This is a genomic window from Bradyrhizobium sp. CIR18, from assembly GCF_014198295.1.
In the GTDB taxonomy this organism is placed as follows: Bacteria; Pseudomonadota; Alphaproteobacteria; order Rhizobiales; family Xanthobacteraceae; genus Bradyrhizobium.
The window spans coordinates 53,230-70,897 of the sequence record NZ_JACIHF010000002.1 but is presented as its reverse complement, the minus strand read 5'-3'; the positions used below and the strand labels follow the sequence as shown (position 1 = coordinate 70,897).

Below are 17,668 nucleotides of genomic sequence, written 5' to 3'. Positions count from 1 at the left end.
CCAGCACTTACGGACTGAGCGCGACGCGGAATCCATGCGTGGGGTAACGGACATTGGTGTCGTAACCATCGCGGTTGGATGGCCTCACATATCTCGCATCATTCTTCCACGAGCCCGAGCGCAGAACGTGCGAGCTGCAGTCGCCGCCACCCCATGCCGAGCCGTCAGTGGGTGCGCCCTGATAGGTCCTGTGCCAGCAGTCCTCGACCCACTGATCGATACCGCCACCCATGTCGTGGAGGCCGAACGGATTCGGCTTGAAGCTGCCGACCTTCGCCGGCTGCTCGGCCGCGAGGTCACCGCAATCCTTGCAGCCGGCCATGCCTGGCTGGAGCTTGTCGCCCCACCAATATTTGCTCTGCGTGCCGCCGCGCGCGGCATATTCCCATTCGGCCTCGCTCGGAAGCCGGTAAGGCTTCTTCGTCGCCTGCGCGAGCCAGGCGGCATATTGCTGCGCGTCGGTCCAGCTCACATTGCCGATCGGCGCATCCTCTTTGCCGGTGGCGGTGAAGCCGCACGCCTTTGCAGCCGCGCATTCGTTCCATTCCTGCACCGTCACCGGATATTTGCCGATCGAGAACGGTTTGACCGTGACCTGGTGGACAGGACGTTCGGTCGGATCGTCATTGCTTCCCATCGCAAAGCTGCCGCCGCGAATGGGGATCATCTCGGGTTCTCGGACCGCCGTCACCGATGGAGCGGATGCCGGAGATGGTGAAGGCGATGCTGCGGGCGACGGCGTCGTTGTGGGCAACGGAGAAGCCGCGGGTGCAGCTTGAGGCGCCGGTACCGGCGGGCTCGGTAACGACGGAACGGATTGCGGCATCGGCGAAGCCGACGGCGCCGCGATCGGAGGAGCGGCAGCCTGTTGCCCCACTTGGCTGCGGTGCTGCACCAGCACGTACCAAAGCACGTAGCCGGCAATCACCAGCAATGCCATGATCAGAAGAAAGAGCAGCATGCTCTCGCGCCGGCCGCGCGTCCTGCCGACCGCGTCTGCGTCCGGTAGCACGCGATAGACGCGCACCGGATCCGTGATGTTCTTGACCTTGCGGTCCCCGAGCGACTCATAGCCGCACACCACCTTGTGCTTGATCTGCTCGTAGATCGCGCCTGAGATATAGACGTGACCGGGCTCGGCGATACCCTCGATACGTGTGGCAATGTTGACCCCGTCGCCGTAGACATCGTCCGGCTCCACGATGACGTCGCCGAGATTGACGCCAATCCGGTATTCGAGCCGTGAATGCTTGGGAAGCGGGGCGTTGCGGCCGATGAGATTCTGCTGGATGACGATGCTGCATCGAACGGCCTCGACAGGACTGTCGAAGATGGCGATGAAGCCGTCGCCCGTCGTCTTCACCAGCGTGCCATGGTGCTCGACGATGCTGGGCTGGATGATATCCCGCTCGATCCGCTTGACGCGGACATGCGTGCCCTCCTCGTCGGCCTGCATGATGCGACTGTAGGAAGCGATGTCGCCGACAATGATCGCCGCGAGGCGACGAGGCATGGGGCCGTGTGGAGGCGGCTCGTCCTGATTTCCGGATCTGAAGTTGCGAATTTCGCCCATTGCGGGGGACTCCACAAACCTACAAAGGCAGCCCCAGCTTACGACCGCTAAAGGCGATCGTCTGTGAAGGCTATCACATTGATGAAATGGAGCAATGTCGAAGGACTCGCAGGGATCGAGTTCCGGAAGGCGAAGGCGTCGCATCGGTTGAACCTTCCTCGCCCTCCCGGTGACTAACGCCGTGCCTGGAACTGTCCATCCCGCTCCGCGCTGTGATGATCATGTACGACTTGCGCGGGTTGAACGCGTCGCACCTGGGCCGCGTCTAAAGCCTACAGCTCGCTCCTGCGTTCGAGGCCATCATGAAGCTTTCTCTCCTGACTGCCCTCGCCGTTGCCGCACTCATCAGTACGACCCACGCGGAAGAGGCTGATGACGTCCGCGAAGCCAGCAAGGCCGAGGCCGAGACCTTCAACACGCGCATGTATGCTGCCGCCCCCGGCAACAAGGCCTATGCCTGCTTCGTCCGCCGCTACGATGCGGAGCACCTGGCGCGGCATCCGAAGCAGAAGGTCGCTTCGATGAAGCTGCTGATCTCGGCCGAGTTGGACAAGGAAGACAAGGAGCTGCACAATTCCTTCCGCCTCGGTTTCAGGTACCGCCATCGCTCCGGCGATTTCGACTCCAGCGGTTCTTGCAACCACGCCGTATTCACCAAGGACGGCAACGAGGTTCGCCTCGGTTGCGGTGTCGATTGCGAAGGCGGTGGCATCGGCGTTGCGCTGTCCAAAGACGACAAGTCGACGATCGTGCGGCTCGAACGGGTCCGGGTCTGGCAGAACAACAAGCCGGATGACGAGGCCGAGCGGTCGCTGGTCGGCGGTGCCGACGACAGGATCTTTCGGCTTGATCGCACCGACAACAGCGAGTGCGCTTCGCTGGTGACCGACCGCAAGGAACTCGCCGCGCTCCGCCACAAATGATGATATGTCTCCGGCAAAGTCAGTCCAGGGAGATCGCCATGAACCGGCGGAACATCTTGTGGAGCGCAATCTCGGCCCTCGGCGCGGCATTCGGTGCCTCCGGCGCGAAAGCCGCGACGGGAGCGGGCGCGGGCGACAAGCTGAAAGTGGTCTACCATCTCAGCGATGCCGAGAAGGTCAACTTCGTGCTCGGCAACATCCAGAACCACATCGACGGCGTCGGCGGTCCTGATCACGTCACGATCGCGCTGGTGATCCACGGGCCGGCGCTGAAGGCATTCCACTCGGCGCAGGCGAACCCCGACATCAGCAAGCGCGTCGGCGAATTCTCCAAGGACGGCGTCGAGCTCGCCGCCTGCGGCAACACGATGAAGGCGCAGAACGTGACGTTGACCGAGCTGCTGCCGGGCTTCGTCAGCGCGGAAAAGGGCGGCGTGGTTCGTTTGGCTGAGCTGCAGTCGCAGGGTTATCTTTATCTGCGGCCGTAGGGGCTGCTTCTTACCCACACGACAAGTGCACTCCCTCTCCCGCCTGCGGGGAAGGGTTGGGGACATGGTGGCTCCGCAGAGGGACCATCCCCTAGAGGAAAAAGCCCTCACCCGGCGCGCGGGTCGATGCTTTGCATCGCCGGACGCGCCGACCTCTCCCGCAAGCGGGAGAGGTAAGGCGGAGTTCGCAGCGCCCCCCAAACTCATCTTCATCCCGCTTGACTCACCCATAACCCCGCGGTTATGAGTGAACCCATAACTTCCTGGTTATGGATTCCCATGTCTCTCGCCCCCGACCTCCTGTTCCGGACGCTCGCCGACCCCACAAGGCGGGCGATCTTCGAGCGGCTGTGCCGCGAGGGGGAGCAGACGGTCGGGGCCCTGACCGTGAGATCCGGCGTTTCCCAGCCGGCCGTCTCGAAACATCTCGGAGCGTTGAAGCTGGCCGGCCTCGTGCGGGACCGCCATGAGGGGCGGCAGACCCACTACAGCGCGCAGCCCGGCGCACTCGATCCGCTGCGCGACTGGACCAGCCAGATGACCGGATTCTGGCAGAGGCGGCTCGACGCACTCGACGATCTCCTGAAGAGGATGGACCAATGACCGAAGCCTCAAGCGAAACACGCCCCGTCGTCGTCGAGCGCGAATTCGCCTTCCCGGCCGAGCGGCTCTGGCGCGCGCTGACGCAGCCGCATCTGATCGAGGAATGGCTGATGAAGAACGACTTCAAGCCGTCAGTCGGTCATCGCTTCAATCTTCGCGGTGAATGGGGCGGCGTGCTGGACTGCGAGGTGCTCACCATCGAGCCGCAGAAGACGCTCGCCTACACCTGGAATTTCTCGCATGAGGACGCCGCGTTCGACCTCAGGAGCGTCGTGACCTTCACGCTCACGCCGACCGGCGCGGGCACTCACTTACGCGTCGAGCAGGCGGGCTTCAGCCCGACGCAAAAGCAGGCTTACGGCGGCGCGCATGCCGGCTGGAAGCAGTTCCTTGCCAAGCTGGACGAGGTGCTGGCGCGGGAGGAATAGCCCCGGCCGGCCGTATCCATTCCAATCATTTCTAGAGGGAGACCCCAGTGAGCACAGACATGTGGATTCGTCAGATCCATCGCTGGCTGTCGATGGCTTTCACGCTCGCCGTCATCGCCAACATCGTCGCCATGACCATGCAGCTCCAGGCGGTCTGGATAGGCTTCCTGGCGCTCGTCCCGCTGATCCCGCTGCTGGCGACCGGGCTCTATCTGTTCGCGCTGCCCTATCTCGGCCGCCGCGGCAACGCGTGATGCGAGGCGAGACGATGAAGAAGGCAGTAGCGGCGAAGAAGAGCAGCACGAAAGACGCGACTGGGCCGTCGCCCTCCCAGCTGATCGACGGCAGGATCAAGGAGCTCGGCGACTGGCGCGGCGAAATGCTGGCGCGGGTCCGCGGCCTGATCAAGCAGGCCGATCCTGAGGTCGTCGAGGAATGGAAATGGCGCGGCGTTCCCGTCTGGGAGCACGACGGCATCATCTGCACCGGCGAGACCTACAAGGAAGTGGTGAAGATGACTTTTGCCAAGGGCGCCGCGCTGGACGACCCGGCCGGCCTGTTCAATTCCAGCCTCGACGGCAACGTGCGGCGCGCGATCGACATTCGCGAAGGCGAGAAGATCAACGAGAAGGCGTTGAAGGCGCTGATCCGCGCGGCGGTTGAGCTGAATGGGTCGAAGAAGAAGGCGGCGAAGAAGCGGCCGGCGTAGAACAGCCGTTATCCAGCCGCGAATCTCTTCCTTCTTCCCTTGTGGGAGAAGGTGGCACGAAGCGCCGGATGAGGGGTCTCCTTCGACACGTAAAGGTGCGGAGAGATACCCCTCACCCAAGCGAGCTTGTATCTCCCGGCGTCGCCGCCCTCTCCCACAAGGGGCGAGGGCACATCAACGCGCATCTCGCTTGTTGCCCGCATAATTGCCCGCCTCCCTCACGCCACCGCCGCCGGGATCGGACGCGGGCTCACGACGTATTCGCGCATGACCTTGTCGTTGGCATCGACCTCGATCAGCGCGACGTCGTAGGTCCAGAGATCGGCCAGGTGCTGCAGCACCCGCTTGGCATCGGTCTCGTTGAGTTGCGAGCCCTTGATGACGTGGTGGTGCAGGATCAGCCGGCGGTCGCCGGAGAGATCGACGTCGACCACCTCGATATTGGCGTCGATGAAGCCGACATCATGCTGCCGTGCCAGCTCGCGGCGGACGCGGCGGAAGCCGCGCTCGTCGTGGATGGCATCGACCCGGATGCCGGCGCGCTCCTCGGGATCGTCGTGCAGATGGAACATGCGGAAGTGCCGCATCAGCTTCGGGCTCAGGAACTGGGCGATGAAGCTTTCATCGCGGTAGTTGGCCCAGACGTCGCGCAGCACGCCCATCACATCGCCCTTGCCGGCGATGTCGGGGAACCATTCGCGGTCCTCGTCCTCCGGTTTGGTGACGATGCGCTCGATGTCCTGCATCACGGCAAAGCCGAGTGCATAGGGGTTGAATCCGGAGAAGCGCGGGTCGTCGAATTCGGGCTGGAACACCACATTGGTGTGCGATCCCAGGAATTCGAGGAAATTGCCGTCGGTGATGCGGCCCTGCTCGTGCAGCTTGGTCATGATGCGATAGTGGACGTAAGTCGCCGTCCCCTCGTTCATCACCTTGGTCTGGCTCTGCGGATAGAAATATTGCGCGATGTGGCGGACGATGCGCAGCAGCTCGCGTTGCCATGGCGCCAGTCGCGGCGCACTCTTCTCCAGGAAATAGAGCAGGTTTTCCTGCGGCAGGCCGAGCAGCTTGCGGCGGCGCTCGATGCTGAGCGCGGACCGGCTCTTGGCCGCGCCCTTGGGGACTGTGCGCCAGAGGTCGTTGAAGACCTCCTCCTCGTGCTGGCGACGGCGCCCTGCCCGCTTCTCCTCGGCGCGCAGATCCAGCTTTTTCTTCCCGGGATAGCGGTCGATGCCGTGCGACATCAGCGCATGCGCGGCATCGAGCGTCCGCTCGACCTCGACGCGGCCGTAGCGCTCCTCGCATTGCATGACATACGTCTTGGCGAAGTCGAGATAATCCAGGATGCCGTCGGCGTCAGTCCACTGCTTGAACAGGTAATTGTTCTTGAAGAAGTGGTTGTGACCGAAAGCGGCGTGCGCGATCACCAGGGTCTGCATCGTCGCCGTGTTCTCCTCCATCAGATAGGAGATGCAGGGCGAGGAGTTGATCACGATCTCATAGGCGAGCCCCATCAGGCCCTTGCGATAGGACGCCTCATGGTAAGCGAATTGCTTGCCGAACGACCAGTGCTTGTAGAACAGCGGCATGCCGACGGAGGAGTAGGCATCCAGCATCTGCTCGGCGGTGATGACCTCGATCTGGTTCGGATAGACGTCGAGCCCGAGATCCTTCGTCGCCACCGCCTCGCAGGCATCGGTGATGCGCTGCAAGGTGTGGAAATCCCAATCCGCGCCTTCGAACAATCGTTCCGTCATGGAGCGGCTTTCTCCTGGGCAGTTTCGCGGCGCTGGAATAGATCGTGGAACACCGGAAAGATCTCGCTGCGCTCGCTGACCTTGCGCATCGAGAGCGGTGCGCCGCTGTTGCGCAGGCGGTCGTAGAGAGTCCAAAGCGAGGAGTCGGAGAGATCGAAGGCGCTGCCGCCGGATTCCCCGACCTCGAGATAGGCAAAGAACTGACAGACCGGCAGGATCTTGTCGGTCAGCAGCAGCCCCGTGAGCTCGCCGTCGGAATAGGAATTGTCGCCGTCGGAGGCCTGCGCGGCGTAGATGTTCCAGTCCGACGGATTGAAGCGCTCGCGCACGATCTCGTGCATCGCCTGCAGCGCGCTCGAGACCAGCGTGCCGCCCGAGGCCGGGCCATAGAAGAAGGTCTGCTCGTCGACCTCCTCGGCGCGGTCGGTGTGGCGGATGAAGACGATCTCGACATGCTTGTAGCGGCGCTTCAGGAACACGTAGAGCAGCATGTAAAAGCGCTTGGCGAGATCCTTCATGTGCTCGGACATCGAGCCCGACACGTCCATCAGGCAGAACATCACCGCCTGCGCCACCGGCTTCGGCACCGTCTCGAAGCGGCGGTAGCGGATGTCGAGCGGATCGATAAAGGGAATCCGCTTGGTCTTCGCCTTCAGCTTCTCGAGCTGGGCGAGAAGCACCTCAAGCTCGTCCTCGTCGGTGCAGGCGGCGATCGCGGCTTCCAGTTCCTCGATCTCTTCCTTGCGGGGACGCTTGAGCGCGATGCGGCGGGCGAGCGCCAGCTTCACCGTCCGGCTCACCGAGATGTTGGCGGGCGAGCCCGACGTGGTGTAGCCGGCGCGCTGAATGCCCTCGCTCTCGGTCTGCGCGATCTTGCGCTTGGCGAGATCCGGCAGCTCGAGATCGTCGAGGAAGAGATCGACGAACTCGTCGCGGGAGAGCACGAAGCGGAAGGCGTCCTCGCTGTCGCCTTCGCCCGGACCGGAATTCTTGGCGCTGCCCTGGCCGGAGCGCTGCAGATAGTCGCCCTCGATGAACTTCTTGTTCCCGGGCAGCACCATGTCGCGCGTTCCGCCTTCGCGGCGGAAGCGCGGCTCGTGCATGCCGTCGAGCGGGATCGTGACCTCACCACCCTCCAGGACGTCCTTGATGTCGCGTTCCTGCGAGGTCTTCTTGACGGCGCCCTGCACCAGGGATTTGGCCCGACGCAAGAACCGCTGGCGGTTCTCAAGACTCTTGCCGCCTGGATTCAGGCGCCTGTCAATAATGTGAATGGGCACTTTACCATCCGCCTCAACCGGCCTGCTTCACACGCATGTACCATTCGACGAGTCGGCGAACCTGACGCTCGGTGTAGCCACGCTCCACCATGCGTGCGACGAACTCGCCGTGCTTCTTCTCCGTCTCGCCGTCCTTCTTCGATCCGAAAGAGATGACCGGAAGCAGGTCCTCGACTTGCGAGAATATCCTCTTTTCGATCACGTCGCGAATCTTCTCGTAGGAGGTCCAGGTCGGATTTTTGCCGCCGTTCTGGGCCCGCGAGCGTAACGAGAATTTGACGACCTCGTTGCGGAAGTCCTTGGGGTTGGCGATGCCCGCCGGCTTCTCGATTTTGGTCAGCTCCTGGTTCAAAAGCTCGCGATCGAGCAGCTGGCCGGTGTCGGGATCCTTGAAGTCCTGGTCCTCGATCCAGGCGTCGGCATAGTCGACGTAGCGGTCGAACAGATTCTGGCCGTAATCCGAGTAGGATTCCAGGTAGGCCTTCTGGATTTCGTTGCCGATGAACTCGGCGTAGCGCGGCGCCAGATCCGCCTTGATGAATTCGAGATAGCGTTTCTCGACTTCCTCCGGCAGCTGCTCCCGGCGGATCGACTGCTCCAGTGCGTACATCAGATGCACGGCGTCGGCGGCGACCTCCTGCGGATCGTGGTTGAAGGTCGCAGCCAGGATCTTGAAGGCGAAGCGGGTGGAGACGCCGTCCATGCCCTCGTCGACGCCGGCGGCGTCGCGATATTCCTGGACGCTGCGCGCCTTCGGATCGGATTCCTTCAGGCTCTCGCCGTCGTAGACCCGCATCTTGCCGAACAGGGTGGAGTTCTCGTGCTTGCGCAGGCGCGACATCACCGAGAACCGCGCCAGCGTCTCCAGCGTCGAAGGCGCGCAAGGCGCCGACGCGAGCTCGGAACCCTGGATCAGCTTCTCGTAGATCTTCTGCTCTTCGGTGACGCGCAGGCAGTAAGGCACCTTGATCACGCAGATGCGGTCGATGAAGGCTTCGTTGTTCTTGTTGGCCTTGAAGCTTGCCCACTCGGCCTCGTTGGAGTGCGCGAGGATGACGCCGGTGAACGGAATCGCGCCGATGTTCTCGGTGCCGATATAGTTGCCCTCCTGCGTCGCGGTCAGCAGCGGGTGCAGCATCTTGATCGGCGCCTTGAACATCTCGACGAACTCGAGCACGCCCTGGTTGGCGCGGTTGAGGCCGCCGGAATAGCTGTAGGCGTCGGGATCGTTCTGTGCGTAGGTCTCGAGCTTGCGGATATCGACCTTGCCGACCAGCGAGGAGATGTCCTGGTTGTTCTCGTCACCGGGCTCGGTCTTGGAGATCGCAATCTGGCGCAGCCGCGACGGCTGGATTTTTGCGACACGAAACTGGGAGATATCGCCGCCGAAGGCTTCCAGCCGCTTGTAGCACCACGGGCTCATCAGGCCGGTGAGACGACGGCGCGGAATGCCGTATTTCTCTTCCAGCATCGGCCCGAGATGATCGGGATCGAACAGGCTGAGCGGGCTCTCGAACACCGGCGAGAGCTCGTCGCCGGCCTTGAGCACGTAGATCGGATGCACTTCCATCAGCGACTTCAACCGCTCGGCGAGCGAGGATTTGCCGCCGCCGACCGGCCCGAGCAGATAGAGGATCTGCTTGCGCTCCTCTAGGCCCTGCGCCGCATGGCGGAAGAAACCAACGATGCGCTCGATGGTTTCTTCCATGCCGTAGAAGCCGGCGAAGGCCGGATAGGTGCGGATCGTGCGGTTCAAAAAAATACGGCCAAGGCGTGGGTCCTTGGCCGTGTCAATCGTCTGGGGCTCGCCGATCGCCGCTAGTAGTCGTTCGGCCGCGTTCGCGTATTTCATGGGATCGCTTCGACACGATTCCAGATATTCCGCCATCGACATGTCGTGCTGGCTTCTCGCCTCGAACGACCGAGCGAAAGCGTTGAATAGAGAATCGTTGTACATGATCCCTCTCCGCGTGAGTTCCGCTACAAGCTGAAACGAAAGCAGTTACCGGACCGTTCCTCAGGCCGTTTCGAATCAGCGTGAGCACATGACGATCATTGGACACCCGGGTGCCGACACCACGCAACGCACAACGTAGGCACTCGTTGAGTTACGAACAGGCACCTGCCCGTATTTTGTGCGAATCTCTGTCTATATTGGCTCATTTCCAGAAAATGTCACTCAGTCGCAACATCCGGGCGTTACCGGGGATGAGTCCATCCGGCGTTGCAGCATAGCGATCTGCGAGCGGCGATCTTATGACGCTTGTACGGCGAAGCCTTGAGCGCCGCCTTGGTTTCCACCTTGGGTGCCGCGTTCATCTTCCTGCTGCAATGCGGCGCGCGGAGTGCTGGCAGCGTGACAGTCGCGGCAAGCGCGCAGCAATGTATCAAAATCGGTCGCCAGGCCGTCCGACAGGATGACGATACGATCGTTTCGCACGCAACGGGCCAAATCGCGGATGCCGCAGAGCTGCTGCTGCAAGGCCGGCGTCGGCGTCAGCACGATCATCTTGTGGCCGCGGCTTTCCTCAGCCGAAATCTCTGCAATCGAATCCCACGGCAGAAATTCATTGCCGATGCGGAGATCGCGGATGCCGTAGGGGGTGACGACCACCACCGCCCCCCGTTCTGCGGGCAGCATCCAGATCAGCCAACAGGTCACCAGGCCGAACAGCGCGACGCCGGCATAGCCGAGCGTCGTGTCGTAGTCGCCCAAACCGTCCCACAAGTCGAAGGCGAGGCTGGCGCTGAGCAGGGTCATCGCAAAGCCCGCCGCGACCAGCAGCCGCAACCGCGTCGCGCATCGCCTGATTTCGAGATCGCGGGATGCGTCGATGGTCATGGCAGATTGCTGGCTGTCGGCGACACCAAACGCCAGACCTTCAGGATGGGCGTGCATGCTCTTCCCCAGCATGGCCATTCGCGGCCGAACCACGATGCACCAGACGGACCGGAATCCGCTGATGGCACTCCACGCAGCCACTGGCTGACGACGAAGCGGCCGGCATAACGCAACGAGACCCGGCCGAACCTTCGGCCAACGACTTTTTACGCAACAACCGCTACTCCCGCCCGGATCGCCATGATCGCGACGGAGTTACACTGGAGGTATGACGCCTGTACCCTTGATTGGTTCCCTCCCGGGTGCATGTAAGCTAGAGGATAGCGCGTCAGGACCGGCGCGGAAACCCCTCGCCCGCAGGCTTGGAGATAAATAAGCATCATGAATCCCGTCAAAGAACTGGAAAAGCACGGACAAGCCGTCTGGCTGGACTTCCTGGCCCGCGGCTTCATCGCCAAGGGCGACCTGAAGCGGCTGATCGAGACCGATGGCGTCAAGGGCGTCACCTCCAACCCCTCGATCTTCGAGAAGGCGATCGGCAGCTCGGACGAGTATGACGCCCCGATCGGCAAGGCGCTGAAGCGCGGCGACCGGACCGTGGCCGACCTGTTCGAGGCCGTCGCGATCGAGGACATCCAGAATGCAGCCGACGTGCTGCGCCCGGTCTATGACCGCCTCGAGGGCGGCGACGGCTATGTCAGCCTGGAGGTCTCGCCCTATCTCGCCATGGACACATCAGGCACGGTCACTGAGGCTCGCCGGCTCTGGAAGGATGTTGGTCGCAAGAACCTGATGGTGAAGGTGCCGGCGACGCCGGAAGGCCTGCCGGCGATCGAGCAGCTGATCGGAGACGGCATCAGCATCAACATCACGCTGCTGTTCTCCAAGGCGGTCTACCTCCAGGTGGCCGAAGCCTACATCGCCGGCCTCGAAAAATACGTCGCAGGCGGCGGCGACCCCTCGCATGTCGCGAGCGTGGCCAGCTTCTTCGTCAGCCGTATCGACAGCGTGGTCGACAAGCACCTCGACGACAAGATCGCCCGCGCCAACGATCCGTCCGAGAAGGAGCGGCTCGCCGCGCTCAAGGGCAAGGTCGCGATCGCCAACGCCAAGGTCGCCTACCAGGACTACAAGCGCCTGTTCTCGGGTCCCCGCTGGGACAAGCTCGCCGCCAAGGGCGCCAAGCCGCAGCGGATGCTGTGGGCCTCGACCGGCACCAAGAACAAGGATTACAGCGACGTCCTCTATGTCGAGGAGCTGATCGGTCCAGACACCATCAACACCGTGCCGCCGGCAACGCTGGATGCGTTCCGCGACCACGGCAAGCCGCGCGACAGCCTGGAAGAGAACGTCGAGGACGCCTACCGCGTGCTGGAAGAGCTGGAGCGCTCCGGCGTCTCGCTGGACGCCATCACCGAGGAGCTCGTCAAGGACGGCGTCAAGCTGTTCGCGGACGCCGCCGACAAGCTCTACGGCGCCGTCGCCCACAAGCGCGCCACGGTGCTTGGGCCCGCGCTGGACCGCCAGTCTCTCTCGCTCGGCGACGGGCTCGGCAAGGCCGTTACCAAGAGCACCGAGGAATGGCGGGCGTCGGCCAAGATCCGCAGGCTGTGGCAGCGCGACAAGTCGGTCTGGACCGGCACGGACGAGGACAAATGGCTCGGCTGGCTCGACAGCCCCGCCAAGGCCGACGTTGCCGATTACGAGGACTACGCCGGCCGCGTGAAGGGGCAGAAGTTCTCCGACGCCGTCGTGCTCGGCATGGGCGGATCGAGCCTCGGGCCGGAAGTGCTGGCCGAGACTTTTGGGAAAAAGCCCGGCTTCCCGAGGCTGCATGTGCTGGATTCCACCGATCCGGCGCAGGTGCGGGCGATGGAGGCCCGGATCGACATCGCCAACACCGTGTTCATCGTCTCCAGCAAGTCCGGCGGCACCACCGAGCCGAACGCGATGAAGGACTATTTCCATGAGCGCGTTGCGCAAGCACTCGGCCCGAAGGCGAAGACCGGCTTCCGCTTCATCGCGGTGACCGATCCCGGCTCATCGCTGGAGAAGGCCGCCAAGAAGCTGAACTACGCCCGCATCTTCCATGGCGAGCCCTCGATCGGCGGACGCTATTCCGTGCTGTCGCCGTTCGGCCTCGTGCCGGCGGCGACCGCCGGCATCGACGTCAAGACCTTCGTCAAGCATGCGCTGGCCATGGCGCGCTCCTGCGGACCGGACGTGCCGCCGAGCGAAAATCCGGGCGTGCAGCTTGGCCTTGCCATCGGCCTCGCCGGCCTCGAAGGCCGCGACAAGGTGACGATCCTGTCGTCGAAGAAGATCGCCGATTTCGGCGCTTGGGCCGAGCAGCTCATCGCGGAATCGACCGGCAAGGAAGGTAAGGGCCTGATCCCGATCGAGGGCGAGCCGCTTGGCGATCCTTCCGTCTACGGCAACGATCGGTTCTTCATCGACATCCGCGTCGAGGGCGAAGCGGATGCCGCCCATGACTCCAAGCTTGCCGCGATCGAAGCGGCCGGCCACCCCGTCGTGCGCATCGTGATGAAGTCGATCGACCATCTCGGCCAGGAGTTCTTCCGCTTCGAGATGGCGACCGCTGTGGCGGGCTCGATCCTCGGCATCAACCCGTTCGACCAGCCGGACGTGGAAGCCGCCAAGATCAGGACCCGCGAGCTCACGGCGTCGTTCGAGAAGACCGGCGCCTTGCCGGAAGAGCAGCCGGTGGTCAGCACCGATGAGGCCGATCTCTACACCGACGAGGCCAACGCCACCGCCCTGCGCGCCGCCGGCGCCAACGGCGACCTCACCTCGTGGCTCAAGGCGCATCTCGAGCGCTCCAACCACGGCGACTATGTCGCCCTGCTCGGCTACATCGCCCGGGACAAGGTGACCATCGACGCGCTTCAGGCCATGCGGCTAGAGGTCCGCGAGAAGCGGCAAGTTGCAACCTGTGCCGAATTCGGACCGCGCTTCCTGCACTCCACGGGGCAAGCCTACAAGGGCGGGCCCGACACTGGCGTGTTCCTCCAGATTACCGCCGATGATGCCAAGGACCTGGCGGTGCCGGGCCAGAAGGCCAGCTTCGGCGTGATCAAGGCGGCGCAGGCACGCGGCGATTTCGACGTGCTCACCGAACGCGGCCGGCGCGCGCTGCGCGTGCACCTCAAGGGCGGACTCAAGAAGGGTCTCGCGGCACTCAATGCGGCACTCAACGACGCGCTGAACTAAGGGAATATCGCAGATGCAACTCGGCATGATCGGCCTCGGCCGAATGGGCGGCAACATCGTTCGCCGCCTGATGCGCCAGGGACACTCGACCGTGGTCTATGACAAGGACGCCAAGGCCGTAGCGGGCCTTGCCGCGGACGGCGCGGTCGGCTCCTCGACGCTCGAAGACTTCATCTCGAAGCTTGAGCGGCCGCGCACGGCCTGGGTGATGCTGCCTGCGGGGCACATCACCGAGACCACGATCGACACGATCGCGGGCGTGATGCAGGCAGGCGACGTCATCATCGATGGCGGCAACACCTTCTGGCAGGACGATGTCCGCCGCGGCAAGGCGCTGAAGGAACGCGGCATCCACTATGTCGACGTCGGCACGTCGGGCGGCGTCTGGGGCCTCGACCGCGGCTATTGCATGATGATCGGCGGCGAGAAGCAGGTGGTCGACCGGCTCGATCCGATCTTCGCCGCGCTGGCGCCCGGCACCGGCGACATTCCACGCACGGAAGGACGCGAGGGCCGCGATCCCCGCATCGAGCAGGGTTACATCCATGCCGGCCCGGTCGGCGCCGGCCACTTCGTCAAGATGATCCACAACGGCATCGAATACGGCCTGATGCAGGCCTATGCCGAAGGTTTCGACATCCTCAAGAACGCCAACATCGCGGCTCTCCCGGCAGATCACCGCTACGATTTCGATCTCGCCGACATCGCCGAAGTGTGGCGGCGCGGCAGCGTGATCCCGTCCTGGCTGCTCGATCTCACCTCGACGGCGCTCGCCGACAGTCCGCAGCTGACGGAATATTCCGGCTTCGTCGAAGATTCCGGCGAAGGACGCTGGACCGTGAATGCGGCGATCGACGAGGCCGTGCCGGCCGAAGTTTTGACCGCGGCGCTCTACACACGTTTCCGTTCCCGCCAGGAACACACCTTCGCCGAAAAAATTCTCTCCGCGATGCGCGCAGGTTTTGGCGGTCACAAGGAGCCGAAGCAGCCGGGCGCCGCGAAGCCCAAATAAGAGCTCAGTAAGCGTAACTAAGCGAAGGCCGACAATTCGTGACAAAAGACCCGCAAGTAAAGCGCAAGCCGGAAAATTGCGCCTTCGTCATCTTTGGCGTGACCGGCGACCTCACTCATCGGCTGGTGATGCCGTCGCTCTACAATCTGGCGGCCGAGCATCTGTTGCCGGAAAAGTTCTGCGTCGTCGGCGTGGCCCGCAGCGGGCAGTCGGATGACGAACTGCGCAACAGCCTGTTGAAGGGACTGCGCCAGTTCGCGACCCGTCCCGTGGACGACGACATCGCAAAGAAGCTGCTGGAATGCGTGACCTTCGTCGAGGCCGATCCGAAGGACCCGCCGTCGTTCGATCGCCTGCGCGAGCACCTGGATTCGCTGGAATGCGCGCAGGATACCGGCGGCAACCGGCTGTTCTATCTGGCAACGCCGCCCACTGCGTTCGCACCGACGGCGCGCGAGCTCGGCCGCACCGGCATGATGAAGGAGAACGGCGCCTGGCGGCGGCTGGTGATCGAAAAGCCGTTCGGGACCGACCTCGCCTCGGCCAAGGCGCTGAACGCCGAGTTGCTGAAGATTATGGACGAGCACCAGATCTACCGGATCGATCATTACCTCGGCAAGGAGACCGTGCAGAACATCCTGGTGCTGCGCTTTGCCAACGGCATGTTCGAGCCGATCTGGAATCGCAACCACATCGACCACATCCAGATCACGGTGGAGGAGAAGCTCGGCGTCGGCCATCGCGGCGGCTTCTACGACGCCACCGGCGCGCTGCGCGACATGGTGCCGAACCATCTGTTCCAGCTGATGTCGCTGGTGGCGATGGAGCCGCCGGCGCGCTTCGACGCCCATTCCGTGCGCTCCGAGAAGGCCGAGGTGCTCACTTCGATCCAGCAGCCGAGCCGGGAGGATGCGCTGAAAAACTCGGTCCGCGCGCAATATCTCGCGGGCCGCGTCGGCGACGACGATATCCCGGACTACCACAAGACCCAGGACGTCAAGCCCGGCAGCAGCACCGAGACCTTTGTTGCGCTGAAACTGATGATCGACAATTGGCGCTGGGCCGGCGTGCCGTTCTATTTGCGCACCGGCAAGGCGCTGGGCCACAAGCGCACCGAAGTCGCGATCAAGTTCAAGCAGGCGCCGCTGTCGATGTTCTCAGGCACGACCGTCGATCGCCTGTCGCAGAATTTTCTCACCATCGGCATCGCGCCGACCGAGACCATCGAGCTGCAGTTCAACGCCAAGATCCCGGGGCCGAGCGTCACCATCGACGGCGTCGAGATGAAATTCCGCTACGGCGACTATTTCCGCGCCGATCCCTCGACCGGCTACGAGACGCTGATCTACGACTGCATGATCGGCGACAACATCCTGTTCCAGCGCGCCGACGGCATCGAGGCCGGATGGCAGGCAGTGCAGCCGTTCCTGGACGCCTGGAAAAGCGCGGGCACCAACGGCATCGAGACCTATGAAGCCGGCAGCGACGGCCCGGCCTGCGCCGACGAGCTGCTCCGGCGCGACGGACGAAGCTGGCGGAAATTTTCGTGATGGCGGCGGCCGGACTGCCGGAGCTGATCGTCGCGGCCGACGCCGGGGCGCTGGCGCAAGCCGCGGCCGAACGGGTGATGGCGCGGATCACGGCCAACCCCTCGCGCATCGCGATCTGCCTCACCGGCGGCTCCAGCCCGAAGCAGCTCTATCAATTGCTCGGCAGCGACCCCTGCCGCGGCAAGATCCCGTGGGACCGCGTACACTGGTTCATCGGGGACGAACGTTTCGTGCCTGAGAGCGATCCGCTCAACAACATGGCGGTCGCGCGCGCGGCCTTTCTCGACCGCAATGCGCCCTCCGGCCATATCCACCCGATCCCGACCACGGCTGACAATCCGGACCGAAGCGCTGAGGCCTATGCGCGCGAGCTGCAGGCCTTCTACGGTTCTGAAAGTCTCGATCCGGCGCGGCCGTTGTTCGACCTGGTCCTGATGGGCGCCGGCCCCGACGGCCACACCGCCTCGCTCTTCCCGGGCTTCCCCGAAATCGAGGAGACCGAACGCTGGGTCGTCGGGGTGCCCAAGGCCAATGTCGCGCCTTTCGTGCCACGGGTCTCGCTCACTTTGCCCGCTTTGGCGTCCTGCCACGAAATGCTGTTCGAGATTGCCGGGCATGACAAGCAGCCGATCTTGACGCGCCTCGTCAATGGCGAGACTCTGCCGGCCTTACGCGCGCGCTCGAATGGTGAGACCGTCTGGCTGGTCGACAGGGCCGCGCTTCCGGAGGGAATTCGTGGCGGGCGTTGAAGCACCTTGTGCATTGATCGTGATGGGCGTGTCGGGTTCGGGCAAGAGCACGGTTGCGGAAGCACTCGGCGAGCGGCTCGGTTGGCGCTTCGAGGACGGCGACGGCTTTCATCCCGCCAGCAATGTCGAGAAGATGCGGGCCGGCCATCCCCTCACCGACGAGGACCGCTGGCCCTGGCTCAACGCCATCGCCGACGAAATCGCACAGGTTTGCGACAAGGGCGGGCATATCATCATCGCCTGCTCGGCGCTGAAGCACACCTATCGTGACGTGCTGCTGCGTGGACGCGACGACGTCCGCTTCGTGTTCCTGAAGGGAACCAAGGAGCTGATCGCCGAACGGCTGGCGCAGCGCAAGGGGCATTTCATGCCGCCTGGGCTACTGACGAGCCAGTTCGACACGCTGGAGCCGCCGGAGGCGGGCGAGCACGTCATCACCGTCTCAATCGACGAAACCGTCGAAGCGATCGTGGACGGCGTGGTGCGGCAGCTGAAACTGGGTACTGCGAAACGCTGAGGCAAA

Annotated in this window: 16 protein-coding genes; 11 read left to right on the top strand and 5 right to left on the bottom strand. The window is 63.6% G+C overall.

What is annotated here, in order from left to right; genetic code table 11:
* Nucleotides 1–7: 7 nt before the first annotated feature.
* On the bottom strand, nucleotides 8–1,573 hold the full coding sequence (locus tag GGD65_RS08865) for an SUMF1/EgtB/PvdO family nonheme iron enzyme (RefSeq protein ID WP_183235037.1): 1,566 nt from the start codon (nucleotides 1,571–1,573) through the stop codon (nucleotides 8–10).
* 302 nt (nucleotides 1,574–1,875) lie between these two features.
* Here GGD65_RS08865 and GGD65_RS08860 point away from each other — a divergent pair, with 302 nt between their 5' ends.
* The 6 genes from GGD65_RS08860 to GGD65_RS08835 all read left to right on the top strand — a co-directional run bounded on the left by GGD65_RS08860 (nucleotide 1,876) and on the right by GGD65_RS08835 (nucleotide 4,724).
* Nucleotides 1,876–2,496, top strand: coding sequence for a hypothetical protein (locus tag GGD65_RS08860; protein WP_183235036.1), 621 nt, complete (start codon nucleotides 1,876–1,878; stop codon nucleotides 2,494–2,496).
* A 38-nt stretch (nucleotides 2,497–2,534) separates the two neighbouring features.
* The gene (locus GGD65_RS08855; protein ID WP_183235035.1) at nucleotides 2,535–2,984 is read left to right on the top strand and encodes a DsrE family protein; all 450 of its coding nucleotides are present in this window, start codon (nucleotides 2,535–2,537) and stop codon (nucleotides 2,982–2,984) included.
* 279 nt (nucleotides 2,985–3,263) lie between these two features.
* Nucleotides 3,264–3,587 (top strand): helix-turn-helix transcriptional regulator, encoded by a 324-nt coding sequence (locus tag GGD65_RS08850; RefSeq protein ID WP_018318536.1) that lies wholly within the window; start codon nucleotides 3,264–3,266, stop codon nucleotides 3,585–3,587.
* Nucleotides 3,584–4,015 (top strand): SRPBCC domain-containing protein, encoded by a 432-nt coding sequence (locus tag GGD65_RS08845; protein ID WP_183235034.1) that lies wholly within the window; start codon nucleotides 3,584–3,586, stop codon nucleotides 4,013–4,015. The genes GGD65_RS08850 and GGD65_RS08845 overlap by 4 nt, the downstream gene beginning before the upstream one ends.
* 59 nt (nucleotides 4,016–4,074) lie before the next feature.
* Nucleotides 4,075–4,269 (top strand): hypothetical protein, encoded by a 195-nt coding sequence (locus GGD65_RS08840; RefSeq protein WP_018318534.1) that lies wholly within the window; start codon nucleotides 4,075–4,077, stop codon nucleotides 4,267–4,269.
* Nucleotides 4,270–4,283: 14 nt separating this feature from the next.
* Nucleotides 4,284–4,724 (top strand): DUF1801 domain-containing protein, encoded by a 441-nt coding sequence (locus GGD65_RS08835; RefSeq protein ID WP_183235033.1) that lies wholly within the window; start codon nucleotides 4,284–4,286, stop codon nucleotides 4,722–4,724.
* A 218-nt stretch (nucleotides 4,725–4,942) separates the two neighbouring features.
* Here the strand turns inward: GGD65_RS08835 and GGD65_RS08830 are convergent, their stop codons facing one another.
* The 4 genes from GGD65_RS08830 to GGD65_RS08815 form a co-directional block, all read right to left on the bottom strand.
* Nucleotides 4,943–6,481, bottom strand: a complete 1,539-nt coding sequence (locus GGD65_RS08830; RefSeq protein ID WP_092253648.1) for a SpoVR family protein — start codon at nucleotides 6,479–6,481, stop codon at nucleotides 4,943–4,945.
* Nucleotides 6,478–7,755 (bottom strand): YeaH/YhbH family protein, encoded by a 1,278-nt coding sequence (locus tag GGD65_RS08825; RefSeq protein WP_177237006.1) that lies wholly within the window; start codon nucleotides 7,753–7,755, stop codon nucleotides 6,478–6,480. The genes GGD65_RS08830 and GGD65_RS08825 overlap by 4 nt, the downstream gene beginning before the upstream one ends.
* Nucleotides 7,756–7,774: 19 nt before the next feature.
* Nucleotides 7,775–9,718 (bottom strand): PrkA family serine protein kinase, encoded by a 1,944-nt coding sequence (locus tag GGD65_RS08820; RefSeq protein ID WP_179736362.1) that lies wholly within the window; start codon nucleotides 9,716–9,718, stop codon nucleotides 7,775–7,777.
* Nucleotides 9,719–10,015: 297 nt separating this feature from the next.
* On the bottom strand, nucleotides 10,016–10,681 hold the full coding sequence (locus GGD65_RS08815) for an STM3941 family protein (RefSeq protein WP_183230685.1): 666 nt from the start codon (nucleotides 10,679–10,681) through the stop codon (nucleotides 10,016–10,018).
* A gap of 303 nt (nucleotides 10,682–10,984) precedes the next feature.
* On the opposite strand from GGD65_RS08815, the gene GGD65_RS08810 reads away from it, so the two are divergent.
* Genes GGD65_RS08810 through GGD65_RS08790 form a run of 5 tightly spaced genes read left to right on the top strand, consistent with a single transcriptional unit; the run spans nucleotide 10,985 to nucleotide 17,662 of the window.
* The gene (locus tag GGD65_RS08810) at nucleotides 10,985–13,834 is read left to right on the top strand and encodes a bifunctional transaldolase/phosoglucose isomerase (RefSeq protein WP_183235032.1); all 2,850 of its coding nucleotides are present in this window, start codon (nucleotides 10,985–10,987) and stop codon (nucleotides 13,832–13,834) included.
* Between the two features lie 13 nt (nucleotides 13,835–13,847).
* On the top strand, nucleotides 13,848–14,846 hold the full coding sequence (gnd, locus tag GGD65_RS08805) for a phosphogluconate dehydrogenase (NAD(+)-dependent, decarboxylating) (RefSeq protein WP_183235031.1): 999 nt from the start codon (nucleotides 13,848–13,850) through the stop codon (nucleotides 14,844–14,846).
* A 38-nt stretch (nucleotides 14,847–14,884) separates the two neighbouring features.
* Nucleotides 14,885–16,396 (top strand): glucose-6-phosphate dehydrogenase, encoded by a 1,512-nt coding sequence (gene zwf, locus GGD65_RS08800; RefSeq protein ID WP_183235029.1) that lies wholly within the window; start codon nucleotides 14,885–14,887, stop codon nucleotides 16,394–16,396.
* Entirely contained in the window at nucleotides 16,396–17,145 is a 750-nt protein-coding gene (gene pgl, locus GGD65_RS08795; RefSeq protein ID WP_183235028.1) for a 6-phosphogluconolactonase, read from the top strand. Before zwf ends, pgl begins: the two co-directional genes overlap by 1 nt.
* The gene (locus tag GGD65_RS08790; RefSeq protein WP_092253665.1) at nucleotides 17,132–17,662 is read left to right on the top strand and encodes a gluconokinase; all 531 of its coding nucleotides are present in this window, start codon (nucleotides 17,132–17,134) and stop codon (nucleotides 17,660–17,662) included. The genes pgl and GGD65_RS08790 overlap by 14 nt, the downstream gene beginning before the upstream one ends.
* The last annotated feature ends 6 nt before the right edge of the window (nucleotides 17,663–17,668 follow it).